The organism is Geodermatophilus tzadiensis (genome assembly GCF_003002915.1).
GTDB classification, from domain to species: Bacteria; Actinomycetota; Actinomycetes; order Mycobacteriales; family Geodermatophilaceae; genus Geodermatophilus; species Geodermatophilus tzadiensis.
In genome coordinates this window covers 96,028-122,267 of sequence record NZ_PVTG01000018.1, presented here as the reverse complement: position 1 = coordinate 122,267, position 26,240 = coordinate 96,028, and the positions used below count along the sequence as shown (strand labels likewise).

The 26,240-nt window shown below is 71.5% G+C and carries 23 protein-coding genes and 2 tRNA genes; 17 read left to right on the top strand and 8 right to left on the bottom strand.

The genetic code is table 11. The annotated features are described in order from the left end of the window. Nucleotides 1-87 precede the first annotated feature (87 nt). A complete protein-coding gene (locus tag LY71_RS19980; RefSeq protein ID WP_106281007.1) occupies nucleotides 88-282 on the bottom strand; it encodes an excisionase family DNA-binding protein in 195 nt (64 codons plus the stop codon). Nucleotides 283-456: 174 nt separating this feature from the next. Between LY71_RS19980 and LY71_RS19975 the strand changes: the two genes are divergently transcribed. Beyond that, a complete protein-coding gene (locus LY71_RS19975) occupies nucleotides 457-1,482 on the top strand; it encodes a protein NO VEIN domain-containing protein (RefSeq protein ID WP_106281005.1) in 1,026 nt (341 codons plus the stop codon). A gap of 341 nt (nucleotides 1,483-1,823) precedes the next feature. Here LY71_RS19975 and LY71_RS23825 read toward each other — a convergent pair whose 3' ends face one another. Next, nucleotides 1,824-2,387 carry a hypothetical protein gene (locus LY71_RS23825; protein ID WP_211297442.1) on the bottom strand — a complete coding sequence of 188 codons (564 nt, stop codon included), beginning with the start codon at nucleotides 2,385-2,387 and terminating at the stop codon, nucleotides 1,824-1,826. Between the two features lie 331 nt (nucleotides 2,388-2,718). Between LY71_RS23825 and LY71_RS19965 the strand changes: the two genes are divergently transcribed. Both LY71_RS19965 and LY71_RS19960 read left to right on the top strand, forming a co-directional pair. Next, entirely contained in the window at nucleotides 2,719-3,540 is an 822-nt protein-coding gene (locus LY71_RS19965; protein ID WP_146146194.1) for a PIN domain-containing protein, read from the top strand. Between the two features lie 344 nt (nucleotides 3,541-3,884). Further along, the gene (locus LY71_RS19960; protein ID WP_146146193.1) at nucleotides 3,885-4,250 is read left to right on the top strand and encodes a hypothetical protein; all 366 of its coding nucleotides are present in this window, start codon (nucleotides 3,885-3,887) and stop codon (nucleotides 4,248-4,250) included. A gap of 1,210 nt (nucleotides 4,251-5,460) precedes the next feature. On the opposite strand, the gene LY71_RS19955 is transcribed toward LY71_RS19960, so the two are convergent. After that, a complete protein-coding gene (locus LY71_RS19955) occupies nucleotides 5,461-6,432 on the bottom strand; it encodes a TIR domain-containing protein (protein ID WP_106280998.1) in 972 nt (323 codons plus the stop codon). Between the two features lie 863 nt (nucleotides 6,433-7,295). On the opposite strand from LY71_RS19955, the gene LY71_RS19950 reads away from it, so the two are divergent. Continuing rightward, on the top strand, nucleotides 7,296-7,790 hold the full coding sequence (locus LY71_RS19950) for a hypothetical protein (RefSeq protein WP_106280996.1): 495 nt from the start codon (nucleotides 7,296-7,298) through the stop codon (nucleotides 7,788-7,790). 192 nt (nucleotides 7,791-7,982) lie between these two features. Here LY71_RS19950 and LY71_RS19945 read toward each other — a convergent pair. Then, a tRNA-Gly gene (locus tag LY71_RS19945) sits at nucleotides 7,983-8,056 on the bottom strand. Between the two features lie 44 nt (nucleotides 8,057-8,100). Between LY71_RS19945 and LY71_RS19940 the strand changes: the two genes are divergently transcribed. From LY71_RS19940 to LY71_RS19910, 7 genes are all read left to right on the top strand, one after another. Beyond that, entirely contained in the window at nucleotides 8,101-9,552 is a 1,452-nt protein-coding gene (locus LY71_RS19940) for an amidase (protein WP_106280994.1), read from the top strand. 13 nt (nucleotides 9,553-9,565) lie between these two features. Beyond that, a tRNA-Pro gene (locus LY71_RS19935) sits at nucleotides 9,566-9,639 on the top strand. Between the two features lie 93 nt (nucleotides 9,640-9,732). Then, nucleotides 9,733-11,196: a trigger factor gene (tig, locus tag LY71_RS19930; RefSeq protein ID WP_106280991.1), complete on the top strand. Its 1,464-nt coding sequence runs from the start codon at nucleotides 9,733-9,735 to the stop codon at nucleotides 11,194-11,196. Nucleotides 11,197-11,504: 308 nt separating this feature from the next. Next, complete coding sequence (locus tag LY71_RS19925) at nucleotides 11,505-12,140, top strand: ATP-dependent Clp protease proteolytic subunit (RefSeq protein ID WP_425433036.1); 636 nt, start codon at nucleotides 11,505-11,507, stop codon at nucleotides 12,138-12,140. Nucleotides 12,141-12,160: 20 nt separating this feature from the next. Next, nucleotides 12,161-12,787, top strand: a complete 627-nt coding sequence (locus LY71_RS19920; RefSeq protein WP_106280989.1) for an ATP-dependent Clp protease proteolytic subunit — start codon at nucleotides 12,161-12,163, stop codon at nucleotides 12,785-12,787. Nucleotides 12,788-13,098: 311 nt separating this feature from the next. After that, a complete protein-coding gene (gene clpX / locus LY71_RS19915; protein WP_106280988.1) occupies nucleotides 13,099-14,373 on the top strand; it encodes an ATP-dependent Clp protease ATP-binding subunit ClpX in 1,275 nt (424 codons plus the stop codon). Between the two features lie 221 nt (nucleotides 14,374-14,594). Continuing rightward, on the top strand, nucleotides 14,595-15,524 hold the full coding sequence (locus LY71_RS19910; protein WP_106280986.1) for an oxygenase MpaB family protein: 930 nt from the start codon (nucleotides 14,595-14,597) through the stop codon (nucleotides 15,522-15,524). Between the two features lie 15 nt (nucleotides 15,525-15,539). Here LY71_RS19910 and valS read toward each other — a convergent pair whose 3' ends face one another. Further along, a complete protein-coding gene (valS, locus tag LY71_RS19905; RefSeq protein ID WP_106280984.1) occupies nucleotides 15,540-18,122 on the bottom strand; it encodes a valine--tRNA ligase in 2,583 nt (860 codons plus the stop codon). A 42-nt stretch (nucleotides 18,123-18,164) separates the two neighbouring features. Here valS and LY71_RS19900 point away from each other — a divergent pair, with 42 nt between their 5' ends. Further along, on the top strand, nucleotides 18,165-19,505 hold the full coding sequence (locus LY71_RS19900; RefSeq protein WP_106280982.1) for a bifunctional folylpolyglutamate synthase/dihydrofolate synthase: 1,341 nt from the start codon (nucleotides 18,165-18,167) through the stop codon (nucleotides 19,503-19,505). Next, the gene (locus tag LY71_RS19895; RefSeq protein ID WP_106280980.1) at nucleotides 19,502-19,873 is read left to right on the top strand and encodes a DUF4233 domain-containing protein; all 372 of its coding nucleotides are present in this window, start codon (nucleotides 19,502-19,504) and stop codon (nucleotides 19,871-19,873) included. The genes LY71_RS19900 and LY71_RS19895 overlap by 4 nt, the downstream gene beginning before the upstream one ends. A gap of 3 nt (nucleotides 19,874-19,876) precedes the next feature. Here the strand turns inward: LY71_RS19895 and LY71_RS19890 are convergent, their stop codons facing one another. Together LY71_RS19890 and LY71_RS19885 are read right to left on the bottom strand one after the other, a co-directional pair. Next, nucleotides 19,877-20,416, bottom strand: coding sequence for a Clp protease N-terminal domain-containing protein (locus tag LY71_RS19890; RefSeq protein ID WP_106280978.1), 540 nt, complete (start codon nucleotides 20,414-20,416; stop codon nucleotides 19,877-19,879). 1 nt (nucleotide 20,417) lies between these two features. Continuing rightward, entirely contained in the window at nucleotides 20,418-20,639 is a 222-nt protein-coding gene (locus tag LY71_RS19885; RefSeq protein WP_106280976.1) for a helix-turn-helix domain-containing protein, read from the bottom strand. Nucleotides 20,640-20,712: 73 nt separating this feature from the next. On the opposite strand from LY71_RS19885, the gene ndk reads away from it, so the two are divergent. The 4 genes from ndk to LY71_RS19865 are packed head-to-tail and all read left to right on the top strand — an operon-like array spanning nucleotide 20,713 to nucleotide 23,728. Beyond that, nucleotides 20,713-21,126: a nucleoside-diphosphate kinase gene (gene ndk, locus LY71_RS19880; protein ID WP_106280974.1), complete on the top strand. Its 414-nt coding sequence runs from the start codon at nucleotides 20,713-20,715 to the stop codon at nucleotides 21,124-21,126. 43 nt (nucleotides 21,127-21,169) lie between these two features. Next, entirely contained in the window at nucleotides 21,170-22,123 is a 954-nt protein-coding gene (locus LY71_RS19875; protein WP_106281033.1) for an ABC transporter ATP-binding protein, read from the top strand. A gap of 1 nt (nucleotide 22,124) precedes the next feature. Continuing rightward, nucleotides 22,125-22,898, top strand: a complete 774-nt coding sequence (locus LY71_RS19870) for an ABC transporter permease (RefSeq protein WP_106280972.1) — start codon at nucleotides 22,125-22,127, stop codon at nucleotides 22,896-22,898. Continuing rightward, nucleotides 22,895-23,728 carry an ABC transporter permease gene (locus LY71_RS19865; protein ID WP_211297441.1) on the top strand — a complete coding sequence of 278 codons (834 nt, stop codon included), beginning with the start codon at nucleotides 22,895-22,897 and terminating at the stop codon, nucleotides 23,726-23,728. Before LY71_RS19870 ends, LY71_RS19865 begins: the two co-directional genes overlap by 4 nt. Nucleotides 23,729-23,738: 10 nt before the next feature. On the opposite strand, the gene LY71_RS19860 is transcribed toward LY71_RS19865, so the two are convergent. Next, on the bottom strand, nucleotides 23,739-26,168 hold the full coding sequence (locus LY71_RS19860) for a putative bifunctional diguanylate cyclase/phosphodiesterase (protein ID WP_146146192.1): 2,430 nt from the start codon (nucleotides 26,166-26,168) through the stop codon (nucleotides 23,739-23,741). Nucleotides 26,169-26,240: the final 72 nt, after the last annotated feature.

Sequence of the window (26,240 nt, the reverse complement as noted above, 5' to 3'; positions counted from 1 at the left end):
CGCCGGCATTCCCGGCTCGGCAACCTCAGCCCCGCCGACTACGAGAACATGCACCTGACACAGAACGAGGTGTCCGCCTGACGGGGGTCACTTCACAAACGCGTCTAGCGTCGTCCGCTCAAGACGCACATACTTGCCGACTTTGACGTAACCGATCCGTCGCTCCGTGATAAGCCGGCGGATGAACCGCTCGCTGGTCCCGAGGTACTCACCAGCCTGCGCGACGGTCAGCAGCAGATCGCCGGGGGAGTGTCGTTGTTCGGTTGTCCGGTGCGCCGTCATGGCGGAAGCCTCGCCAGCAGCCTCCAGTAGACCTACAGGAGTCTTCCGTCCTGCGTTGAGGTACTAGTCCGGCGGATGTCACGGCGATGCCCTGTCCGGATCCGCGCTATCCGGGCGGACGCGGTCCGGCGGGTCCTGCTCGGCCCGCCGGTGGACTCATAGGAAGCTGCCCCCGTGGCGCTCAACACTTGGTGGACTTCGGACCCGGCCCAGCGCTATTGGATGGAGATCACGCACCGGGAAGATCTGGGCGCCAACCTGCAGTCACCGAAGCTGGATGCGGGCGTCTGGTCCTACGACCTGGTCAGCCAAGTGCAGCCGGGCGACCGCGTGCTGCACTGGAAGTCAGGCGCGACCCGCGCACTGGTGGGCTGGTCCGAGGTGACCGGTCCGGCGACAACGGTTCCGCAGTACACCTGGCAGCCGCGCGGCACGGTCGGACGATCCCAGAGCGGCCCGCGAACGTCTGAGGGTTGGGTGGCACCTTTGGGCGGCTTGAAGACGTTTGCCACGCCACCGACTCTTGATTCGTTGCTCCCCCTGCTTGATGGCCTGATGGACCTGAACGCAGCGCTGACGGTGAAGTACGGAGAGCCGGTCTACTTTCCGTTCTACCGCTACGGCGGAACCCAGATCCGGACTCAGCAGGCCTACTTCGTCAAGTTCCCCATCGAGCTCTTCAACCTCATCCCCGGCATCGAGTCGGCAAGGCAGGGCGCGGACGTCGAGATCCCGGACGCCGACGTCCCAGAGGACTATCAGCCGGCCGGCAAGAAGGCACCCGCTGGGCGCACAACCCGCGTGCAGGACCCGGTGCTGCGGGCTGCCATCGAGAATCACGCGGTGGCCGCCGCGGTCGACTACTACAAGAACGACCTCGGCGCGACGGAGTGGACCGTGTTGGGCAAGCCGTACGACATCCGCGTGACCGTGGCTGGAGTCGAGCGCCACTGTGAAGTCAAGGGCAGCTCGATGCTCATCGACACCGTCGAGCTCACCATCAACGAGGTGAACCATGGCCGAGACTTCGCCAACGCAGACCTCATCGTCGTGGACGGCATCAAGATCACGCGGGACAAGGACACCGGAGCGGTAATGACGACTGGTGGCCGTCGGCGCGTCTGGACTGACTGGTCGCCCACAGAGGAGGCCCTTAGCGCTCGCAGGTTCGCCTACACACTTCCCAGGAGCGAGTCGTAGAACTGACTTGCCTCGGCCTCTTGGACGTCGTCGCCCGCTTCCTCCGGCGGGGCATGGCGCCAGGCTGCTCCAAGTATCGCAATTCCCGTCCGCCGCTAGAAGCACGTCGCCACCCCGTGGGAGCCAGCCGAGCCAGAGGGCGACCGACGGCATCCCAGTGGCGCCTTCGAGGGCATCTCTAGCCGGCTTCCGCTCCTGCAGTCGCACTGGGAGCCCCGGTGGCCCCGGCCTCGGTGCCCCCGGCAGCCTCCGACCTCTCGACCGGGACCGGAGACTTCAAGATCGCGAGCCGACACACGTCTTGCACCTATGGGTGGTCGGACTCGTTGTGACGAGTCGGCTCAGGCTGGTCCGAGGGGCTGAGACCTAAAGGTCGGGACATGGTGGCGGGCTTGCTGCCGGGCACGGACCTGGCGCTGGTAGTCGATTGATCCACTGCGGACGTACTCGCGGCGGCGGTACGCCGCCAAGACCGCGCCGAGGGCGTCCGAGAGGTCTGGGAGGTCACGGTCGTAGATGCGGCCGTCGTCTAGCTGGCTGGCGAGCGCGCTGAGCAACGGCAGCCAGTCACGACGAGTCGGCGTCACGGGGACCGCGACCTCGACGAGCCGCTCGACCACATCGACGGCGGAGCGCCCGGAGGCGGCGGCCCGGGTCTGCTCCCAGGCGCGGTGCCGGCAGGTGGCCGAGCACCACTTCGGGATCGGGCCGCGGCTGCGCGCGATGATGGGGCCGCCGCACCAGGCGCAGGCGGTGGCCGCGGCCCGGCGTTCGGGGGAGTGTTTGTCCTCGACGTCTGCCTCAGTTCGCCGCGATACGCGCGCCGTCCGTTCCGCCTTCGCTCGCCGGCGCAACTCGGCTTCTGCGCGTCGCCTTCGATAGTCCGCCGTCCCCTTGCTGGCCATACCAGCGAGGCTGCTCAGTGACCTCCAGACTTCTCGTTACCACGAGTCCGGGGGGCCGGCGATGCATGAGGTGTGTGGCCTATGATCTTGTACTCGTCGGGCACTTGATAGGGCCGTGGGACTCAGCTCTCGGGCGTCGGCTGAAGGTCGCGGTGGTCGACACAGTTGGCGGAGCCAGGTGTCTCTGAAAGCGGCCTCAGGGCCCCGCAGAACCGAGCGGACTCGACGAAGTACGTCAGCAGGCCCGTGCCGTAGCCGACAGGTTGACGAGCGCACCCCGGTGATTGGCTCAGTCCGTACCAGACAGCAATCCAGCTCAGAGGGGACCTCGTTGCTGCTGCCGGAGTTCATCCCGAGCGTCTCGGGCCTCAGCAACGTCCTGCTGACGCTGCAGACCGTCGACCAGAATTTGCGGAACCTGTCCGGACACTCCGGCAGCGAGCGGCTTCAGTCCTACCAGCGGTGGTCGAACGAGGCGGCGAGGTCGCTCGGCTTCGTGTTCGACCCCGCCGACGTCGAGCGGATGGTCCTCACTCCGCGCCACTGGGTGCTGCAGGGATGGGCATCGCCGGCCGCGGGGGACCTGAACAACCTCATTGACGTGGAGCAGACCGATCGTGTGCGGCTCTTCGAGCGTCTACTTCGCCAGTACCAAGAGCTTGAGATGCAGTGGGGGAGCAGCGAGCTGACCCTCGTCGCCCCCGACACCAACGTCTACCTGCAGACGGCCGACTACTTCGACGAAATCGACTGGTGCACCGTGTCGGGGCGGGTTCGGACGCGAGTCATCGTGCCGATAACCGTGGTCAAGGAGATTGACAAGCACAAGCACACCTACAAGAAGGTGAAGGTCAAGAATAAGGAAGGCAAGCGCGAGGAGGTGGAGATCGCGACGCGTGCGCGGTCGAGCGCGTGGCGTCTCCGGCAGACCATCGCCGACCCGACCAAGGTGGCCCAGCTACCTCTGGGAGCGGAAATGGAGCTGTTGCTCGACCCGCTCACTCACCGCCGGATGGACGACGCGGACAGCGAGATCATCGACCGTCTGCTCGCTTTGAAGCAGCTGACCGGCCATCAGGTCTCGGTCGTCACCCAGGACGGCAACATGCAATTCGTTGCCAAGATCAACGGGCTCGACGTGCTCCCGCTATGAGCCAGCTTGTGCGCCGACCTGCCCCACCGCCCCGGGTAGCGGCCGCGTGTCATGCGGGTCGTCGCAGTTCCGGCCGTGGTTCCCTGGCGCGCCGAAGTCATCGAGGCATCGAGAGAGTGAGCGGGGCTGTGGAGAGACGCTTGGCCGGATGGAGGCAGCGGCGCCGCACCGAGCGGCTCAACCTGGTCCATCGAGACCTAGCTTCGGAGTTCGGTCCTCTGGAGCCGCTTCTCGACGCCGCTCCGGCCGCAGTGAATCCGTGGAAGTTCAATTCGACGGGCTGGCGGGCCTTCGTGGTGATGACGTCGCAAAGGCTCGTCATCTTGCGGCACAGGTATCCCACTATGGACTCGAACTACCGGATGCGGTTCGACATCCCGTGGTCAACGGTTAGAGCGATGTCCGCTTGGAGCGGCTACGCGCTCACTGTCGTGCATGAACCAGGACCGCCCTCGGCATTCCCGGACAAGCCGATCCGAACAACACGGATCGACCTGTTAGTTGGTGGCGACCAGGGCGCACCAGAGCGCATGATCGCGCTAGGGCAGTCCCTCATCCCGGCTGTCGGTGGTGGGAAGTCTGAGCGTCTGCCGAAGCGTGAAGACATGCTGGAGTTCCCGACGGGTGCGGAGTTGTTCCTCCGCCCGTTGCCGAAGCGGGACTGGATGCAAGAAGCTCTCGACGCTATCCAGGGGAAGAAGCCTCGCTAGTGCCGCGGCTGCCAACCTTCGCCCGCGTTGCTGACACCCCGGTCGAGGTCCCGCGCTGAGGTCCTGAGCAGGTGGACCGTTTCGTGCATCTAATCCTGTCTTCCCCGCAGGATATAAGAGATGGTCGCTCGCGTGCAGGTCCGTCCGGTCAGCAACAACGAGGGCAACAAGCTGCTGCAGATCGTGCGCCGCAGCAGCGGGTCGGTGGCGCGACTGTCTGCCCTTACGTCACAACGAGTCTCGGAACCTGGAATGAGCTCCTATGTGTCAAGGCGGCTCGGGCGTAGCGTCCGGGTCGGCGGTGGGGGCGGTGGACTGACCGCAGCGAAGAGCAGGTCTGGGACTGAGAGCCTGTCGCGCAGCTGGCTTCGGCCGTAGAGACGCGTCCGTTTTGTCGCTGCCGCACCAACCGTCCTCAGCCGGTCATCACCGGCACGACCGCCTCGGCGACAGTCCTGAACCCTAGGAGGTCCTGAACCGCGGGGTTGTCGTCGAACAGCGGCGAGAAGGGAGCAGGGTCCGAGGCCACGCGGGAATGATCTCAGGCCACCCCGACATATGGGTCCTGGCCCGTTCAGATTTCGCAGGTGAGCGGGTGACGAATGGGTCAGCGGTGGTGCGGCAGGCGCTTGACCTGCTGTAGCGCGTCTGGGGTGCCGTCCAGACCTGCGGGCAGGCCGTCGGGCGGGCCCGCCGCATCGGCGCTCATTCAGGGTGGCGGTCTGACGTGGTCCGCCGAGCACGTCATTCCCGAAGTTGGCGGCGACCGTGGCGACCAAGGGCCCACGGTTCCCCGCGAGCGGGGCGGCATCCTGATCGCCACGACCGCCCGCTGGCTTGCGCTCGGAGCAGGCTGGACATCAGTCCGCGTACCCCGACGTCAAGGTGCAGCTGAAGTGCGCCTTTGGACCAGCGTGGTCAAGAGCCAGTACGTCGCCTGGTCGCTCGAGCGGGCGAACGACGACCAGTTCCAGCTGCCGACGAAGACACCCGGATCACCGTGGTCATGCCTCGCTCGCCCGCCTTCATAAGCTGTTTCACGCGCAGCACGACGTCCCTGGCGATGTAGGAAGGCGCCTACTGAGTCAACCTGCTTGGTGACCCAGACCTCCCAGCGGGGAAGGCGTCGACCACAGGTCCGACTCCAGGTGGGCGGGGCGAAGTCGGGAGTCGTCCGGTGTCTCGCGCCGGTGGCTGTCTGTGTCGCCTCTTAGATCAGCCAGTCCGGAGAGTGGAAGCGGCGAGCCTTCAGCTCGCGAGCTAGCTCCCAAGCCCACGACCCGCCTTGCTCGTACTTGATGTAGACCAAGCCGGCGATGTCAGACGGCTGCGTGATGCCTGCGTTCATGACGATGGTGCTTGCGCGACCAAGAAGGCCATTGAAGTAACCCAACTCGTAAATGACGTTTTGGCGAGCCCGGGGTTCGTCGTCGGTAGCTGTCTTCTTCCGGCCGACGTCGTCGGGTGTTGCGACCACGATGGCAAGGCCGGCGTCACCCGCGTGCTTCTCAAACTTCTCTATAAGGGTCTGCCCCATATTGGCCTGACGGTCAAGAACGATGATCTCGGTGTCGGGAACGAGCTTCCAACGGTGGAGCTGCGTTTCGATGTCGTTGCGGACATCAATGTTGTTTCCGTGCACCAGGAAGATGGTCTTCTTCTCTGACAAGGCTGACTTCTCTCGGGGTTCGACGGTAGGTGAAGGAGCGGGTGCAGCGATCTGCGGAGGAATCGGCGAAACTGAGATGCCTCGAGAGGACCGGCCCGGCGGACCACGGCGAATAACTGCCCCCGAAGACTCAGGTTGGCGAAGTTCCTCTAACTCGGGCGGCCAGCTGACGTTACCGACTGGGTCCAGATCACCCCCGATGTCGCGGAAAGCCCTGGTGAGGTTGTCGAGTGCGTAGTCGAGTGAGTCGCTCTCGATCTCGAAGAGTTGGCGCGATCGCATGAGCCGGAGGATGTCTTCGATCAGTTCCATGGCTGGAACACCGGGGCCTGCTGCTATGACGCCACGGCGTACTAGATCTTGCTTGTTCGTCGCCTTAAGTCCAGCGGGGTCTATGCCGTTGCGGCTCAACACACTTTCGATGGCCGATCGCGCCGGTCCCTTCCCGTCGGCCCACACATCAGAGAGCGGTCCGCTGATCATGAGCAAGACCTGACCCGGATCCTTCGCCATGCCTGTTGTCCCCTAGTTTGTTACTGGCTGAAACCGGCCGCCGTGAGAGCGGTCGAAAGGAAGAACGTCTCTCTTGGGGCATCGATGTAAGTCATGCCGTCCTCCCCGTGCGGTGCGCGCCTCCTCGTAGTGGTGGGCGACCGAGAGCCTAGATCGTGGCGTCTTGATCTACGGCCAGCCGGGCAAACGCTCGGCCCGTCGTGCCCCCAGCAGCGTCTTCCGCCTGCCGCGCTCCTACTCGACCTCGTCGTGGCGAACGGAAGCCATCACGCTCGTGACCTGTTCGTTGAGAGCGACGAGGTCAGTGATCAGCCGCGGCAGCGGGTCAACGCCGGACAAGACGAGTAGCAGTTGCGGACAGTTGGCTCCTAATGGCCGATCGGACTGGGAAGACCGTGCATCGCACGAGAGCCCAATCGCCGGCTTCGCCGAACGCAAGCCGGGGTGTTGAACCGCCCAAGGTCATCACTCCGCCGGCCGCCGGGAGCGCGCCGTCACGCTTGCGCCGCCAGTGCCCCGCGGTCGGCGATTTCAGCCCCCTGCGGCGCTCCGCCGACTGCTGTTGTCAGACGTGACCCGCGCCAGCGATCGGCGTTCGTGGTTGCAGTTCTGGTTGCAGTCGGGCTCGATGGATCTTGGTTCGCACTTGTTCGCCATCATTTGGCGACATGGTAAACCCCCTGCTCACCAGGCCTTTTCGCACTTTGGCAGACGCCGGCGAACGCCGTCAGGTCGACCTGGCAGTGTGCGGGCCGGCCATCTGCTGCAGCTCGCCGTCGTACGTGAGACTGCTCGGCGGGCAACCCTCTCGCAGTTGGCGGCAGCGCGTTATGCGGGACCCTCGCCGTGACGACAGGGTCGGCGTGCCTAAGCGCGAGCCAATCGATGTGGACGTCCTCTGTCGCGGTGCCCAGAGCGCCGTGCTCTCGGGATTGGCCCGCGGTGACGACGCAATCGACATCCTGGCAGCCCTAGCCTCAACTGATGCGCCGTACCGGTTCGTTCCCGACGTCGCGCTGCTCGAGCTCGCCGTCACCACGCTCGACTTGGCCTGTCCGGTCGGGGCTGAGCCGCTGCAGTACGAGGGACTTCGGGATCGCCACCTACCTGAGGTGACGTTCCGCGGCCGCGTCGAGCACCGCAACAGTCATTACGCCCTCTACGCAGCCGCCTGCGTCCGCGGCGGCCTGCAGCCCGATCTCCTGAACAACGCCGGCTGGTGGCAGACCCCGCTGTGGCAGTACGCCGTCCTCGCCCTCGTCATCTACAGCCGGGCAGCGGCCGAGCGGCTGGCAGTGCCAGTGGAGGACATTGCACGACGGATCGCCGCTCGGCACGGACTCGAGCTCACCGCGTGACCACAGTGCGGTCACGCGGCCCCAGGGGACTGACACAAGGCTGCAACCTCGCCGTATGAGCCGCCTGGCGTGACCACAACATGACCAATGAGGCGGAAAACAGGGGTCAACAGGGGTCATATCGGGCCTTCCGAAGGGTCCTCCGGACCTTCTCCAGTTGCCCTAGCAGGCAGTTTGACCTGCGGTTTTACATGGAGCGGGTGACCGGGATCGAACCGGCATGGCCAGCTTGGAAGGCTGGGGCTCTGCCATTGAGCTACACCCGCGAGGTACCCGCCCAGCGTAGCGGCCCGGTCGATAGCGTCCGCGCGTGACCGACGCCACGTGGCTGGACGCCACCGCCTCCGCCGACCTCGTCCGCCGCGGGGAGGCCAGCCCGGCCGAGCTCGTCGACGCCGCGATCGCCCGCATCGAGCAGACGAACCCGCAGCTCGACGCGGTCATCCGCGACCGGTTCGACGCAGCGAGGGAAGAGGCCAAGAGCGACCTGCCCGACGGCCCGTTCCGCGGCGTGCCGCTGCTGCTCAAGGACATGGGCGCGCACATGGCGGGGGAGGAGACCGCCTACGGGCTGGCCCCGCTCCAGGCGGCGCGCATCCGCTGGCGCCGCGACAGCCACCTCGCCAACGCCTTCCGCAGGGCCGGCTTCGTCGTCCTCGGCCGCACCAACGTCCCCGAGCTCGGCACCACGGTCACCACCGAGCCCGCCGCCAACGCCCCCGCCCGCAACCCCTGGGACCCCACCCGCTCCACCGGCGGCTCCAGCGGCGGGTCGGCCGCCGCCGTGGCGGCCGGCATGGTGCCGGTCGCGCACGCCAGCGACGGCGGCGGCTCCATCCGCATCCCCGCCGGCGAGTGCGGCCTGGTCGGCCTCAAGCCCACCCGCGCCCGCGTCAGTCAGGGGCCCAGTGTCGCGGAGGGCTGGGCCGGCGCCACCATCGACGGTGTCGTCACCCGCACCGTCCGCGACGCCGCCGCCGTCCTCGACGTCATCAGCTGGCCGATGCCCGGCGACCCCTACAGTGCCCCGCCGCTGCCGCGCCCCCTGCGCGAGGAGGTCGGCGCACCCGTCGGCCGGCTGCGCGTGGGCCTGCTCGCCTCCCTGCCCGAGGGGCGCGGGCTCGACGACCCCGCGTGCCGCGCCGCCGTCGCCGCGGCCGGCCGGCTGCTCGAGGACCTCGGCTGCGTCGTGGCGGAGGCCGCCCCCGCCGTCTTCTTCGACGAGCAGTTCCAGCGCGACTTCAACGCCACCATCGCCGCCGACGTCGCCCGCACCCTCGCCGACCACGAGCGCGTGCTCGGCCGCGACATCACCGACGACGAGCTCGAGCCGCGCAACGTCCACTACCGCGCCCTCGGCAACCGGATGACCGCCCCCGAGTACCTCCTCGCCCGCGCGCGGCTGGGCTCCTGGTCGCGCCGGATGGCCGCCTTCTGGACACCCGCCGACGACGGCGGCGAGGGCTTCGACCTGCTGGTCACCCCGACCGTCGCCGCCCCGCCGCCGGAGCTCGGCTGGTTCACCGCCGCCGGCCCGCGCGAGGAGGGGCGCCGCATCGGCTCCTTCATCCCCTGGACCGCGCAGTTCAACGTCACCGGCCAGCCCGCCGTCAGCCTGCCCCTGCACACCACCGACGCCGGCCTGCCCGTCGGCGTGCAGCTCGCCGCCGCCGTCGGCCGGGAGGACCTGCTGGTCCGGGTGGCCGCCGCCCTGGAGGCGGCAGCCCCGTGGGCCGGACGCCGTCCGGCGGTGCACGCCTAGACTCGGACCGCCACGGGGTGTGGCGCAGCTTGGTAGCGCACCCGCTTTGGGAGCGGGGGGCCGTGGGTTCGAATCCCGCCACCCCGACCCCGCGCGCGGCGTCTCTAGACTCGGGGGCCGACCCGGCGTCGTCCCTGCCCGGCGCCCGTCCCCGTCTGTCTACCGAGGAGCACTGCCGCTGTGAAGAGCACCATCGAGGAACTGGGCCCCACGCGGGTCCGGATGGCGATCGAGGTGCCGTGGGGGGACCTGGACCACGCCTTCGGTGAGGTCTACAAGGAGCTCGGCCGCCAGGTCCGCGTCCCCGGGTTCCGCCCCGGCAAGGTGCCCAACCGCGTCCTCGACCAGCGCATCGGCCGCCCCGTCGTCCTCGAGCAGGTCGTGCAGCACGCGATCCCCGAGGTCTACTCCGAGGTCGTCCGCGAGAACTCCGTCCGCGTGCTCGGCCAGCCCGACATCGAGGTCACCCGCCTCGACGACAACGACACCCTCGCCTTCACCGCCGAGGTCGACGTCGTCCCCAAGGTCGAGCTGCCCTCCCTCGACGACCTCGCCGTGACCGTCGACGACGTCGAGGTCACCGACGAGGAGATCGACCAGCAGGTCTCGGTCATGCGCGAGCGGTTCTCGATGCTGACCGGCGTCGACCGCGCCGCCGAGGACGGCGACTTCGTCTCCATCGACCTCGAGGCCCGCGTCGGCGACGAGGTGCTCGAGGACGGCAGCACCAGCGGCATGTCCTACGAGGTCGGCTCCGGCTCGCTCATGGAGGGCCTCGACGACGCCGTCCGCGGGCTGTCGGCCGACGAGTCGGCGACCTTCGAGACCGCGCTGCAGCAGGGCCCGCACGCCGGCGAGCAGGCGCAGGTCACCGTGACCGTCCGCTCGGTCAAGGCCAAGGAGCTGCCGGAGCTGGACGACGAGTTCGCCTCCACCGCCAGCGAGTTCGACACCCTGGCGGAGCTCCGCGACGACGTCCGCACCCGGCTCTCGCGCGTGAAGGTCATGCAGCAGGGCGCCCAGGCGCGCGACAAGCTGGTCGAGCACCTGCTGGCCGCCACCGAGGTGCCGATCCCCGACGGCCTCGTCGACCGCGAGATCGAGTACCGCAACCAGGCGCTGCAGAACGAGCTGCAGCAGGCCGGCATGGACTGGGACGCGTTCGTGTTGATGACCGGCTCGGAGAGCCGCGAGGCCTACGAGGCCGAGCAGCGCACCCAGATCGAGGAGGCGGTGCGCACCCAGTTCGTGCTCGACGCCGTCGCCGACGCCCGGGAGATCACCGTCGACAACGACGACCTCTCCGCGCAGATCATGGCCCAGGCCTCGCGCAACCGGATGAGCCCGGAGCAGTACGCCCAGCAGCTGCAGCAGGGCGGCAACATCGCCGAGTTCGTCGCCGACGTCCGCCGTACCAAGGCCCTGGCCCAGCTGCTCGAGCAGACGACGATCACCGACGCCTCCGGCAACGTCGTCGACCTGGAGGCGCTGCGCCCGCGCACCGTCCCGGCCGAGGACGCCGCCGCCGAGGGGGACGACGCCGCTGCCGAGGACGAGGCACCTGACGCCGAGGTGGAGACCGCCGTCGCCGTCGAGGCCGCGGAGGGTGCCACCGAGGACAGCGGGGACGTCGCCAAGGGCTGACGAAGGACCCCGTCCTCCTCAGCCCGAGCACGCTCGGGGTGAGCCTCGGGACGGGGCCACCCACGACTGGACGCCGTCCTCGCCCGCAGCAGCGGGGGAGGGCGGCGTCCGTCGTCCTGCGGGCGCCGCGCTGCGCCGTCGGCGAACAGGCCCCGCGCCGGGACTCCGGGCCCGGGGGTGCGCGTTAGGGTCGACGTGACTCGGGGTGGACGCCGGGGGTAGGGCCCGTCCGGGCTCCCCGGTCCCGCTCCCACGAGCCCGCCCAACGAGACCGACTGCTTCCCCGTCCAACGGAGGTCACCACACCCGTGAGCACCGACCCGAACCCGTCGATCTCCCCGCTCATGCGGGGCGGCGGCGGGGGGATGAACCTCAACGACTCGGTCTACGAGCGCCTGCTGCGCGAGCGGATCATCTTCCTGGGCACCCAGGTCGACGACGTCATCGCCAACCAGCTCGCCGCCCAGATGCTCCTGCTTTCCGCCGAGGACCCCAAGCAGGACATCCACCTGTACATCAACTCGCCCGGCGGCTCGGTCAGCGCCGGCATGGCCATCTACGACACGATGCAGTTCATCGACTGCGACGTCGCCACCTACGGCATGGGCCTGGCCGCCTCCATGGGCCAGTTCCTGCTCACCGCCGGCACCAAGGGCAAGCGCTACGCCCTGCCGCACGCGCGGATCATGATGCACCAGCCCTCGGCCGGCGTCGGCGGCACCGCCGCGGACATCGCCATCCAGGCCGACCTGTTCCGCCGCACCAAGCGGGAGCTCAACGAGCTGCAGTCGTTCCACACCGGGCAGCCGATCGAGCAGATCGAGCGGGACTCCGACCGCGACCGGTGGTTCACCGCGCAGGAGGCCCTCGAGTACGGCTTCGTCGACCACGTCGTCAGCCGTGCCGCCATGACCGACAGCACCAACCCGGTCACCGACAACTGACGGCCGCGAGGAGAACCGCCATGAGCTCCCAGATGCCCTCCAGCCGTTACGTGCTGCCCTCCTTCGTGGAGCGGACCAGCTACGGCATGAAGGAGTCCAACCCGTACAACAAGCTCTTCGAGGAGCGCATCATCTTCCTCGGGGTGCAGATCGACGACGCGTCGGCCAACGACGTGATGGCCCAGCTCATCACGCTGGAGTCGGCCGACCCCGACCGCGACATCACCATCTACATCAACTCGCCCGGTGGCTCGTTCACGTCGCTGATGGCCATCTACGACACGATGATGTTCGTCCGGCCCGACATCCAGACCGTCTGCATGGGCCAGGCGGCCTCCGCCGCGGCCGTCCTGCTCGCGGCCGGGACCCCGGGCAAGCGCCTGGCGCTGCCGTACTCGCGGGTGCTCATCCACCAGCCTTCCGGCGAGGCCGGCGGCCAGGTCTCCGACCTGGAGATCCACGCCGCGGAGATCCAGCGGGTGCGGGCGCAGATGGAGGAGATCCTCGCGCGGCACACCGGCCGGTCGGTGGACCAGGTCCGCACCGACATCGACCGCGACAAGATCCTCACCGCGAACGAGGCCAAGGAGTACGGCATCGTCGACCAGGTGATCCAGAGCCGGAAGCTCAACGCGCTCCCGGTCTGACCGACCGCAGGATCCCCGAACGGTACGGCCGAGAGTCGCGCGTGTCGCGCCTCTGACCCGTACCGTTCGGGGTGCAGTGCCGGGAGTGACGAGCGAGTCGACCCACCCCGGCGCACCGGGGCGTCGCAGTCCCGCGGCGCCGGTGGCGGCAGGTACCGTCGGCGAGCGCCCGATCCCCGGTTGGCAGCGCCGGGAGGTCACCCCTCGCGGCACCCGCCTCCAGCGGGGCCGAGCACGGGCAACGTCAGCGACACATCATCCGCAGGTCCGTTCCAGGCAGGACCTGGTTCCCCCGAGGTGGAGGTCAGCAGGTGGCACGAATCGGTGAGAGCGGTGACCTGCTCAAGTGCTCGTTCTGCGGCAAGAGCCAGAAGCAGGTCAAGAAGCTCATCGCTGGCCCCGGGGTCTACATCTGCGACGAGTGCATCGACCTCTGCAACGAGATCATCGAGGAGGAGCTCTCGGAGTCGTCGGACCTCAAGTTCGACGAGCTGCCGAAGCCCAAGGAGATCCACGACTTCCTCGAGCAGTACGTCATCGGCCAGGAGAAGGCCAAGCGGACCCTCGCCGTCGCCGTCTACAACCACTACAAGCGGGTGCAGGCCGGCGGTGAGCGCGGCAGCCGCGACGAGTCGGTGGAGCTGGCGAAGTCCAACATCCTGCTGATGGGCCCGACCGGGTGCGGCAAGACCCACCTGGCGCAGACCCTGGCCCGGATGCTCAACGTCCCGTTCGCCATCGCCGACGCCACGGCGCTGACCGAGGCCGGCTACGTCGGCGAGGACGTCGAGAACATCCTGCTCAAGCTGATCCAGGCCGCCGACTACGACGTCAAGCGCGCCGAGACCGGGATCATCTACATCGACGAGGTCGACAAGATCGCCCGCAAGAGCGAGAACCCGTCGATCACCCGGGACGTCTCCGGCGAGGGCGTGCAGCAGGCGCTGCTGAAGATCCTCGAGGGGACGACGGCGTCGGTGCCGCCGCAGGGTGGCCGCAAGCACCCGCACCAGGAGTTCATCCAGATCGACACGACGAACGTGCTGTTCATCGTGGGCGGTGCCTTCGCGGGCCTGGAGAAGGTCATCGAGCAGCGGGTCGGCAAGCAGGGGATCGGCTTCGGCGCGGAGATCCGCGGCAAGAAGGAGATCGAGGCCTCCAGCGCGTTCGCCGAGGTCATGCCCGAGGACCTGCTGAAGTTCGGGATGATCCCCGAGTTCATCGGCCGCCTGCCGGTGATCACCAGCGTGCAGGCCCTCGACCGCGAGGCGCTGATCAGCATCCTCACCGAGCCGAAGAACGCCCTGGTGCGCCAGTACCGGCGGCTGTTCGAGCTCGACGGGGTGGAGCTGGAGTTCACCGACGACGCCCTCGAGGCGATCGCCGACCAGGCCATCCTCCGCGGCACCGGCGCCCGCGGGCTCCGGGCGATCATGGAGGAGGTGCTGCAGTCGGTGATGTACGAGGTGCCCAGCCGCGAGGACGTCGCCTCCGTGGTGATCACCAAGGAGGTCGTGCTGGAGCACGTCAACCCCACCATCGTGCCGCGCAAGCCCAGCCGCGAGCGCCGCGAGAAGTCCGCCTGACGCACTGACGCCGTCGCAGCGAGCCCGTCCCCGACCCCGGGGGCGGGCTCGTTCGCGTCCCGGGCCCAGGCGTGTGCGCCGGTGCCCTGTTCCGGTGCGGCGACCGGGGCCTGGGCGCACCCGCTCGCCGTCCACCGATCCCGGCGACGCAGGACGAGCGCACACGGTCGACTCACGGCTCCGACGGGCCGGGAGGGGTCCGGGCTGGCAGGCTCGGCGGGGTGCGTGTCCTGACCGCCCTGCCCGAGGCGGCCCGGCGCGCCTTCCGTGCCCGCGTCTCCGGCGACCCGACCGGCGCACCCGACTGGGTCCGCGACATCGCCCGGGTCGGCACCGGCCCGGGCTGGTTCGAGCCCGACGGCGTGGTCTGGCGGGTGCACGGCGACCTGTCCACCCTCGTCGGCGGGGTCGCCGCGCTGCTGGGCCAGGCGGCGCACCCGCTCGCCCTGGCCGGCGTCCAGCGGCACTCGGCCTACCGCGAGGACCCCTGGAAGCGGCTGGCCGGCACCGCCCGTTGGCTGGTGGTGAGCACCTTCGGCTCGGCCGAGCTGGCCGAGCGGGAGGCGGCCCGCGTCCGCGGGATGCACGAGCGGGTGCGCGGCCGAGCGCGGGGACGTGCCTACTCGGCGTCCGACCCGGCGCTCCTGCGGTGGGTGCACCTGGCCTTCACCGACGCGTTCCTGGCCGCCCAGCAAGCCGTCGGCCAGGATCTCACCGGGCACTTCGGTCGCGGCTGGCCCGACGTCTACGTCGGCGAGTGGGCCCGCACCGCGCGGGAGCTGGGCGCCACCGACCTGCCGGGCACCACCGCCGAGCTGGCCGAGGCGCTCGCGGCCCACCGCGGTGAGCTGGCGCCGGTCCCCGACGACCTGCGCGCGTTCCTCGCCGCCCCGCCGGGGCTCAGCCCGCCCGAGCGGGTGTTCTACCGCGGGCTGTCCGGGGCGGCGGCCCACCTGGTGTCGCCCACGCTCGCCGGCTGCGCGGGGGTCCCCGGCCGCGGCCGCGGCGGCACCGGGCAGGTCACGGCCACCCGGCTGCAGCTGCGCGGGCTCCGCCTGGCCCTGGGCTCCTACAGTCCGTCGGAGCAGGCGGCCCGCTGGCGCCTCGGCCTGGGTCCGGCACCCGCCTGGGCCGCCGACGAGGCCGCCTGACCCATCGCGCGGCGGTCAGTCGGCGGGTGGGGCCAGGACGACGTCCACCGAGAGCGGGCCGTCACCGGCGACCACCGACAGGGAGGCGATCCGCCCGGCGTCGGTCAGGTCACCCCGGGCGGCCTCCACCAGCGGCACCTGCGCCTCCGGCACGGTCACCGTCGCCGACTCGACGTCGGCCCGCATGGACACCTTCGCGTCGGACTTGGCCTTGCGGACGCCGGCCAGCGCGGCCGCGACCACCGGCAGCACCCCCGCGTCCCCGCCGCCCGGCAGCTCGGCGGCCGCGGGCCACGGCGCGCGGTGCACCGAGCCGCCCTGCCACCAGGACCAGACCTCCTCGGTGACGAAGGGCAGCACCGGGGCGAACAGCCGCAGCTGCACCGACAGCGCCAACGCGAGGGCGGCCTGGGCGGACTCCGCCGCCGGGCCGGTGCCGTAGGCGCGCGACTTCACCAGCTCCACGTGGTCGTCGCAGAACGACCAGAAGAACGCCTCGGTCACCTCGAGCGCGCGGGTGTAGTTGTAGGCCTCCATCGCGGCGGTGGCCTCCTCGACCACCGACCGCAGCGCCGCGAGCACCCCCAGGTCCAGGGGCTCGGTCACCTGCTCGCCGGTCAGCCCCGCGGTCACCCCGAGGCCCAGCACGAACTTGCCGACGTTGAGGATCTTCATCGCCAGCCGCCGGCCGACCTTCATCTGGGCCTCGTCGAACGGCGAGTCCGCCCCCGGCCGGGCCCCGGCGGCGCGCCACCGGACGGCGTCGGTGCCGTAGCGCTCGAGCACGTCGATCGGCGTGACGACGTTGCCCTTCGACTTCGACATCTTCTTGCGGTCGGGGTCGACGACGAAGCCGGAGATCGTCGCGTGCGTCCACGGCGCCGCGCCGTGCTCGAAGTGCGAGCGGACGACGGTGGAGAACAGCCAGGTGCGGATGATGTCGTGCGCCTGCGGCCGCTGGTCCATCGGGAAGACGTGCGCGAACAGCTCCGGGTCGGTGTCCCAGCCCGAGGCCACCTGCGGCGACAGTGACGACGTCGCCCAGGTGTCCATGATGTCGGGGTCGGCCACGAAGCCGCCGGGGACGCCGCGCTGCGACTCCTCGAACCCCGGGGGCACGTCGGAGGCCGGGTCCACCGGCAGCGACTCCTCCGGGGCCAGGATCGGCTCGTCGTACACGGGCTCACCGGTGGCGTCGAGCCGGTACCAGACCGGGAACGGGACGCCGAAGAACCGCTGCCGGCTGATCAGCCAGTCGCCGTTGAGGCCCTCGACCCAGTTCTCGTAGCGGTACCGCATGTGCTCGGGCACCCACTGGATCTCCCGGCCGCGGGCGATCAGCGCGTCGCGCAGCTCGGGGGAGCGCCCGCCGTTGCGGATGTACCACTGCCGCGTGGTGACGATCTCCAGCGGCCGCTCGCCCTTCTCGTAGAACTTGACCGGGTGGGTGATCGCCGTCGGCTCGCCGTGCAGGTCGCCGGACTCCCGCAGCAGCTCCACGATGCGCTGCTGAGCGCTGAACGCCGTCTTCCCGGCCAGCTCGCCGTACACGGTGGCGGGCACACCGTCGGGGGCGTCGGGGACGAAGCGGCCGTCCCAGCCGATCACCGCGCGGGTGGGCAGCTGCAGCTCCCGCCACCAGGTGACGTCGTTGAGGTCGCCGAAGGTGCAGATCATCGCGATGCCCGAGCCCTTGTCCGGCTCGGCCAGCCGGTGGGCGACCACCGGCACCTCGACGTCGAACAGCGGCGTGCGCACCGTCTGCCCGAACAGCGGCCGGTACCGCTCGTCGTCGGGGTGGGCGACCAGCGCGACGCAGGCGGGGAGCAGCTCCGGCCGGGTGGTCTCGATGAACACCGGGCCGGCCGGGCCGGAGAAGGAGATCCGGTGGTAGGCGCCCGGACGCTCCCGGTCCTCGAGCTCGGCCTGCGCGACGGCGGTGCGGAACGTGACGTCCCAGAGGGTCGGCGCCTCCTGGGCGTAGGCCTCCCCGCGCGCCAGGTTGTGCAGGAACATCCGCTGCGCGGTGGCCCGGGAGGTCTCGGAGATCGTCCGGTAGACGTTCGACCAGTCCACCGACAGGCCGACCTGGCGCCACAGCTGCTCGTAGGCGCGCTCGTCCTCCTCCGTCAGCTGCATGCAGAGCTCGACGAAGTTCCGCCGCGAGACCGGCAGCTGCTCCTTGCCCGGCTTGGCCGGCGGCTCGAAGGAGGGGTCGTAGGGCAGCGCCGGGTCGCAGCGCACGCCGTAGTAGTTCTGCACCCGCCGCTCGGTGGGCAGTCCGTTGTCGTCCCAGCCCATCGGGTAGTAGACGTGCTTGCCCCGCATCCGCTGGTAGCGGGCGACGATGTCGGTGTGGGTGTAGCTGAACACGTGCCCCACGTGCAGCGACCCGCTGGCCGTCGGCGGCGGGGTGTCGATGGAGTACGTCTGCTCCCGCGGCGCGGCCAGGGCCGCCGCGCGGTCGAAGGCGTAGGTGTCCTGCTCGGCCCAGCGGGCGACCCAGGTGGCCTCCAGACCGTCGAGCGTGGGCTTCTCGGGTACGCCGACGGAGGCTCCCGGGCCAGGCGTGTCCGGGGTGCGGGTGTCGGTGACCATGCTCTCCAGTCTAGGAAGGCGGCGGCTGGCATCCTGGGGAGGATGAGCAGCGACCTGACCCGCGTCGAGCAGGAGCTGCTGGCCCGCTGGCCGGAGACCCGGCTGGAGCCCTCGCTGGGGCGCATCGCCGCCCTGGTCGACCTGCTGGGCAACCCGCACCGCGCCTACCCGGTCGTCCAGGTCGCCGGCACCAACGGCAAGACGACGACGGCGCGGATGGTCGACGAGCTGCTGCGCGGCTTCGGCCTGCGGGTGGGCCGCTTCACCAGCCCGCACCTGCAGTCGGTGCGCGAGCGGATCGTGCTCGACGGCGAGCCGGTCAGCGCCGAGCGCTTCGTCGAGACGTACGACGACATCGCGCCCTACGTGCGGATGGTCGACGCCGCCGGCGAGCACCCGATGAGCTTCTTCGAGGTCACGGTGGGCCTGGCCTACGCGCTGTTCGCCGAGGCGCCGGTCGACGTCGCCGTCATCGAGGTCGGCATGGGCGGCACGTGGGACGCCACCAACGTCGTCGACGCCCGGGTCGCCGTCGTCACGCCGGTGGCCATGGACCACTCGGAGTACCTCGGCCCCGACGTCCCGACGATCGCGGGGGAGAAGGCCGGGATCATCAAGCGCGACGCGATCGCCGTCCTCGCCCACCAGCAGCCCGGGGCGCTCGACGCGCTGGTGCGCCGCGCGGTCGAGGTGGAGGCCGTGGTCGCCCGCGAGGGCACCGAGTTCGGCGTGCTCGACCGGAAGGTCGCCGTCGGCGGGCAGCAGCTGCGGCTGCAGGGCCTCGGCGGGGAGTACGCCGACGTCTACCTGCCGCTGTTCGGCGCGCACCAGGCGCAGAACGCGGCCACCGCGCTGGCCGCCGTCGAGGCGTTCCTCGGCGCCGGCGCGGCCACCGGACCGGTCGACGTCGAGACCGTGCGGTCCGCCTTCGCCGCCGTGCGCTCCCCGGGCCGGCTGGAGCGGGTGCGCACCAGCCCGACGGTGCTGGTCGACGCCGCGCACAACCCCGCCGGGATGGCGGCCACCGTGGCGGCGATCCGGGAGTCCTTCGACTTCACCCGGCTGGTCGGCGTCGTCGGCGTGGTGCACGGCAAGGACGTCGAGGGGATGCTGCGCGAGCTGGAGACCGTCTGCGCCGAGCTGGTGGTCACCCAGAACGGCTCGCCGCGGGCGGTGCCGGCCGACGAGCTCGGCGCGCTCGCCGTCGACGTGTTCGGGGCCGACCGGGTCAGCGTCTCGCCGCGGCTGCCCGAGGCACTCACCGAGGCGATCGAGCTGGCCGAGGCCGGGCCGGACGACGCCCTGGGCGGCTCGGGCGTGCTGGTCACCGGCAGCGTGGTCACCGCCGGCGAGGCCCGCACCGTGCTGGGCGGTCGGCCGTGACCGCGCCCGACCCGGTCCGCGCCGCGCGGGCGCTGCGGGGAGCCGCCGCGGCCGTGCTGCTGCTCGAGGGCATCGCGGTGCTGTTCGTCCCGCGCGCCATCGCCCAGACCCCGGCGGGCCTCGGCGGCGTCCGGCTGACGATCCTGCTGGTGCTCGCCCTCGTGCTCGTGCTGGCCAGCGGCGTCCAGCGGCGGCCGCGCGGGCTGGAGATCGCGACCGCGCTGCAGGTGCCGCTGCTGCTCACCGGGCTCATCGACGCGGCGATGTGGTTCGTCGGCGGGGTCTTCGTGCTCATCTGGCTGTACCTGCTGCAGATCCGCAAGGACCTGCTCGGCTCGCCGTTCCGGGAGCCCGCCGCCGGCGACTGACGCTCAGGCGGCGGAGCGGGCGGCGAGCTCCTGCCGCAGCCGGGCGACGTCGGCGCCCAGCTGGCGCAGCACCCGCCCGACGACCGGGTCGGCCACGGCGAGGACGCCGACGACCAGGTGCCCGGTGTCGATGGTCCGGCGGCCGCGGTGCCGGCGCGGCAGGGCCAGGACGTGCCGCAGCGTGGACTCGAGCACCTGTCTCGCGCCGTCGGTGAGGGGGAGGTGCCTCCCGCCCGTGCCGGGTCCCCGGTCGAGCGCGCCGGGCCCGAACGCGGACTCCGCGGCCGCGCGCACCCGGTCCAGGTCGATGCCGACGGCGGCGAGGGCGTCGGCGTCCAGCGGGCCGCCCGAGCGGGTCAGCGCCTCGCGGGCACCGGCGTGGTCGACGCCGACGGCCCGCAGCGCCGCGCCCCCGCGCCCGGGGTCGCGGGTGAGGGCGAGCAGCAGGTGTACCGGCTCGATCCGCGCGGCGCGCAGGTCGCGGGCCTCCTCCTGTGCCGCGACCACCGCCTGGCGGGCCTCCCGGGTGAAGCGTTCGAACACCTCAGACGTCCTTCCTGCTCCGGGCGTGCTTCTTGTGGACGGCCTGCCGGGACACCCCGAGCGCCTCGGCGATCTGCTGCCACGACCAGCCCCGCGCCCGCGCGTTGCCGACCTGCAGCACCTCCAGGCGCTCGGCCAGCTCGCGCAGCGCCCGGACGGCCCGCAGGCCGGTGTCCGGGTCGTCGGCCGCGGCGGCGGTGGTGACGTCGGTGGGAGAGGCCATGCGTCAACTGTGGTTGACGCCCACTCGTGTGTCAACCCAGGTTGACGCGCGCCGTCCCGTAGGCTGCCGCCCCGTGACTGATCGCACCCTGGTCCTCGTCAAGCCCGACGGCGTCGCCCGCGGCCTCGTCGGCGAGGTCGTCTCGCGGCTGGAGGCCAAGGGCCTGCGCCTGGTCGCCGCCGAGCTGCGCACCCTGACCCGCGAGGTCGCCGAGGAGCACTACGGCGAGCACCGCGAGAAGCCCTTCTTCGGCTCGCTGGTCGAGTTCATCACCGGCGGCCCGCTGCTCGCCCTCGTGGTGGAGGGGCCCCGCGCGGTGGAGGCGTTCCGCGCGCTCGCCGGTGCCACCGACCCGGTGAAGGCCGCCCCCGGCACCATCCGCGGTGACTTCGCCCTGGAGGTGCAGTCGAACATCGTGCACGGCTCGGACTCGGCCGAGTCGGCCGCGCGCGAGATCGGGCTGTTCTTCCCGGACCTCGCGGCGTAATCCGCTCGACCCGGCCCCCGGGGCCGGGGACAGCATGGGGGACATGGTGGAGTCGCTGGTCCGGGCCCGGGGCCTGGTGAAGCGCTTCGGCGGGTACACCGCCGTCGACGGCATCGACGTCGACATCGCGCCCGGGGAGGCCTTCGGCTTCCTCGGGCCCAACGGGGCCGGCAAGAGCACGACGATGCGGATGATCGGCGCCGTCTCACCGCCGACCGCGGGGGAGCTGCGGGTCCTCGGCATGGACCCCGCCGTCGACGGCCCGGCCATCCGCACGCGGCTCGGGGTCGTCCCGCAGACCGACAACCTCGACCTCGAGCTCACCGTCGCGGAGAACCTGCTGGTCTACGGCCGCTACTTCGGCCTGCCCCGGGCGACCGTGCGGGCGCGGGCCGCCGAGCTGCTCGACTTCGTCCAGCTCACCGACCGGGCCGGTGACCGGGTCGAGCCGCTGTCGGGCGGGATGAAGCGGCGGGTCACCATCGCCCGGGCGCTGGTCAACGACCCCGACGTCGTCCTGCTCGACGAGCCCACCACCGGCCTGGACCCGCAGGCCCGGCACGTGCTCTGGGAGCGGCTCTACCGGCTCAAGCAGCGCGGCGTGACCCTGGTGCTCACCACCCACTACATGGACGAGGCCGAGCAGCTGTGCGACCGGCTCGTCGTCATGGACAAGGGGCGGATCGCCGCGCAGGGGTCGCCGGCCGAGCTGATCGCCGCCTGGTCCACCCGCGAGGTGTGCGAGCTGCGCTTCCCGCTCACCGAGGGCGGACCCGGGCCGGCCGCGCACGCCGACGCGCTCGCCCCGCTGGCCGCCCGCGGCCTCGCCGAGCGGGTCGAGGTGCTGCCCGACCGGCTGCTGCTCTACACCGGCGACGGCGACGCGGCGCTGTCCGCCGTCCTCGCCCAGGGTCTGCAGCCGGTGTCGTCGCTGGTGCGGCGCAGCTCGCTGGAGGACGTCTTCCTCCGGCTCACCGGCCGCACGCTGGTCGACTGACGTGCCCGGTCCGGCCGCCTGGTCGCTGTTCCTGCAGCGGCTGACCGCGCACCGCCACTACTGGCGCAGCAGCGCGATCGGCAGCGTGCTGGAGCCGGTGCTCTTCCTCGCCGCGATGGGCCTGGTCCTCGGCTCGCTGGTCGACCGCGGCCCCGGGGTGCCCGGCGGGGTGGGGTACCTGGCCTTCCTCGCGCCCGGCCTGCTGGTGGCCGCGGCCATGCAGACCGCCACCGGGGAGTCGAGCTACCCGGTGCTCGGGGCGATCAAGTGGGACCGCACCTACGAGGCGCTGCTGGCCACCCCGGCGCGCCCGGTCGACCTGGTGGCCGGGCACCTGCTCTACGTCGCCTTCCGGGTGACCAGCTCCGCGGCGGCCTTCCTGCTGGTGCTGCTGGCCTTCGGCGCCGCGCGCAGTCCGCTCGTGGTGCTCACCGTGCCGGTCGCGCTGCTCACGGGGCTGGCCTTCGCGGCGCCGGTCACCGCGCTGGCCGCCCGGCTGGAGGAGGACGCCGCCTTCGCCGCGCTGCAGCGGTTCCTGCTGGTGCCCATGTTCCTGTTCAGCGGCACCTTCTTCCCGGTCGAGCAGCTGCCCGCCGTGCTGCAGGGGATCGCCCGCGCCACCCCGCTGTGGCACGGCGTCACCCTCGCCCGCGACCTGGCCCTGGGCACCGTCTCGGCCGGGCCGGCGCTGCTGCACGTCGGCTACCTGCTGCTGTGGACCGCGGCCGGCGCCGTCCTGGCCGCCCGCGCGCTGACCCGGCGGCTGGTGCGGTGAGCGTCCCCCGGCCGGCCGGCCCGTCGGTGTCGCTGGTGCTGCGGGTCGTGCCGCTGTTCCCGCTCTCGCCCCGGCGCGCGGGCTCCCTGGTGCACCGCAACCTGCTGGTGGCCCGCCGCAACTGGGTGGTCTACGTCTCGGGCTTCTCCGAGCCGTTCTTCTACCTGCTGTCGATCGGCGTGGGCATCGGCGGGCTGGTGGGCGAGGTGGTCACCGACGGCGGCACGGCGCTGAGCTACCAGGAGTTCGTGGCCCCGGCCCTGCTGGCCTCGGCCGCCATGAACGGTGCGGTCTACGACGCCGTCTTCAACCTCTACTTCAAGCTGAGGTACGCCAAGCTCTACGACGCGGTGCTGGCCACCCCGGTGTCGGCCGCCGACGCCGCGGTCGGGGAGACGGTGTGGGCGCTGCTGCGGGGCGCGGTGTACTCCGCGGCCTTCCTGCTGGTCATGCTGGTGCTCGGCCTGGTCGGCTCCTGGTGGGCGGTGCTGGCGCTGCCGGCCGCCGTGCTCATCGGGTTCGCCTTCGCCGCGGTGGGCCTGGCGGCGAGCACCTTCCTGCGCGGCTGGCAGGACTTCGAGTTCGTGCAGGTCGCCGTCCTGCCGCTGTTCCTGTTCTCCACGACCTTCTACCCGCTGTCGGCCTACCCGCGGCCGCTGCAGCTCCTCGTCGAGTGCACGCCGCTCTACCACGGCATCGAGCTCGTGCGCGGCGTCGTCACCGGCGACGTCCGCTGGGCGCTGCTGGGCTCGGCCGCCTACCTGCTGGTCATGGGGGTCGCCGGGCTGGCGCTCGGCGCCCGGCGCCTGGAGCGACTGCTGCTGCGCTGAGGTGGTCGGCTCACGCCACGGCGGGGAGCACGCGGCCGTCGCGCAGCAGCGTCTCGACGGCGTCGGCCGGCACCGGGGAGCCGAACAGGTGGCCCTGCGCGGTGTCGCAGCCCAGCGCCCGGAGCGCGGCGAGCTGGCCGGGCTGCTCGACGCCCTCGGCGACCACCTGCAGGCCCAGGCTGTTGCCCAGCGCGATGACCGCGTCGGCGAGCGACCCGGCGGCGGCGTCGGCGGCCAGCAGCGCCACCGACGTGGTGTCGATCTTCAGCCGGTCCAGCGGCAGGTCCTGCAGCCGGGACAGCGAGGAGGACCCGGTGCCGAAGTCGTCGATGGCCACCCGCACGCCCAGCGCCCGCACCTCGCGGATGCCGGCCGCGGCGTCGGGTCCGGCGGCCACCGCCTCGGGCACCTCGATCTCCAGCCGGGCGGGGGCGACGCCGGCGTCCCGGGCGGCCGCGGCGAGGGTGACCGCGAGGTCGCCGGTGCCCAGCCGCCGCGCGGAGACGTTGACCGCCACGCCCAGTGCGGGCAGGCCGGCGTCGTCCCAGGCGCGCAGCTGCCGGCAGGCCTCGCCGATCACCCAGTCGTCGATGGCGTCGACGACACCGGAGGTCTCCGCGACCGGGATGAAGCCGGCCGGCTCGACCAGCCCGCGGCTGGGCGACTGCCACCGCGCCAGGGCCTCGACGCCGGTCACCGCGCCGGTCCGCAGGTCCACCTGGGGCTGGTAGAGGAGGCGCAGCTCGCCGTTGGGAACGGCGGCGCGCAGGTCGCGCACCAGCTCGTCCTGGGCGGTGACCTCCTCGCGCATGCCGCGCTCGAAGACCCGGACGCGGTTCTTGCCGCCGGACTTGGCCACGTACATCGCCAGGTCGGCGTCGCGCAGCAGGTCGTCCATGCCGCGGCGGTCACCGGCGCCGGTGAGCGCGACGCCGACGCTGCCGCCCACGGTGAACCGCTCGTCGCCGAAGGCCACCGGCTCGCGCAGCGCGCCGAGCAGCCGCTCGGCGACGGCGACGACGTCGCGCCGGCCCTCGACGTCCTCCATGAGGACGACGAACTCGTCGCCGCCGAGCCGGGCCACGGTGTCGGCCGGGCGCACCACCGACTCCAGCCGCCGGGCGACCGCGGTGAGCACGGCGTCGCCGGCCTCGTGCCCGCACTCGTCGTTGACCGCCTTGAAGTCGTCGAGGTCGACCAGCAGGACGGCGTGCCGGCGGGCGCGGCGGTCGGCGAGGGCGTGCTCGAGCCGGTCGGCCAGGAGCGTCCGGTTGGCCAGGCCGGTGAGCGGGTCGTGCAGGGCGAGGCGGGCCAGCTCGCCGGCCTGCTCCTCCAGCTGCCGGGCGGCCGCGCGGGCCTCGGCCTCGGCCCGCTTGCGCCCGGTGATGTCGCGGGCGATCCCGGCGACGCCGGTGAGGGCGCCGTCCTCGTCGTGGATGGTCGAGAAGGTGACCAGCGCGTCGAACTCCGAGCCGTCGCGCCGGCGGTGCCGGCGTTCCACCGGTGCGGTGCTGTCCGACAGCGCGCCGAGGTCGGCGGGGGACTCCTCCTCGGCGGTCAGCACCGACATGTGCCGGCCCACGACCTCGCCGGCCGACCACCCGTAGAGCCGCTCGGCGCCGGGGTTCCAGCTGGTGATCAGCCCGTCGGGGCTGAGCGTGGCGACGGCGTCGTCGGTGCACTGGACGACGGCGGCCAGCCGGGCCAGCTCGTCGCGCTGGGCACAGAGCTCGGCGGTGCGCTCGGCCACCAGCTGTTCGACCCGCTCCCGCCGGTCGTCGAAGCGGTGCCAGGCGACCAGGCAGGCCCAGCTCTCCAGCAGCACGAACGCCGCGTGCAGCGTGGCCATCGGCAGGGGCGCGACGTGGTGCTCGTACACCGCGTGCGGCAGCAGGCTGCCCAGCACGAAGTGGTGCACCGCGACGAAGCCGACGGCGACCAGGAACGGCGCCCGGGCGGCGTAGAGCGCGGCCAGCGGGAGCAGTGCGAAGAACAGGAAGTGCGCCTCGGTCCGCCCACCCGACAACTGCACGCCCACCGCCGCGACCGCCATGAGGGCGAGCGCCGCCGCCGCGGCACGGGTGCTGCGCCGCAGCAGCGTCGACCGCGCGAGGAGGGTCAGCGCCAGCAGGGGAGCGGTGGCCAGCGCGGCCGCTCCGGGCCCGTGGCCGCGCAGCAGGGCGTAGACCGGCACCGCCGCGACGAGGACGGCGAGGGTGCGGAGGACGAAGGCGTGGTGGGTCGCCCACTGCTCCGGGGGCATCGCCCGGCCCCGGGGCAGGGTGAGCACCGCCCGGCCCCGGGGCAGCGTGAACACCGCCCGGCCCCGGGAGAGGGTCTGCGGGGACCGCGTACGGGTGACGCCGTCGGCGCTCCTGGGCGCGGTGGTGGTCCCGGCCTGCTCGGGCACGTTCCTCCCTGGGGCCGTCGTGCTGGTCACCCTGAGTGTAGGAGCGTGCACACTGCGGCGCCTCTCGGCGCGAGGGCCGGAGCGGGGGGTGCGGCGTCTACC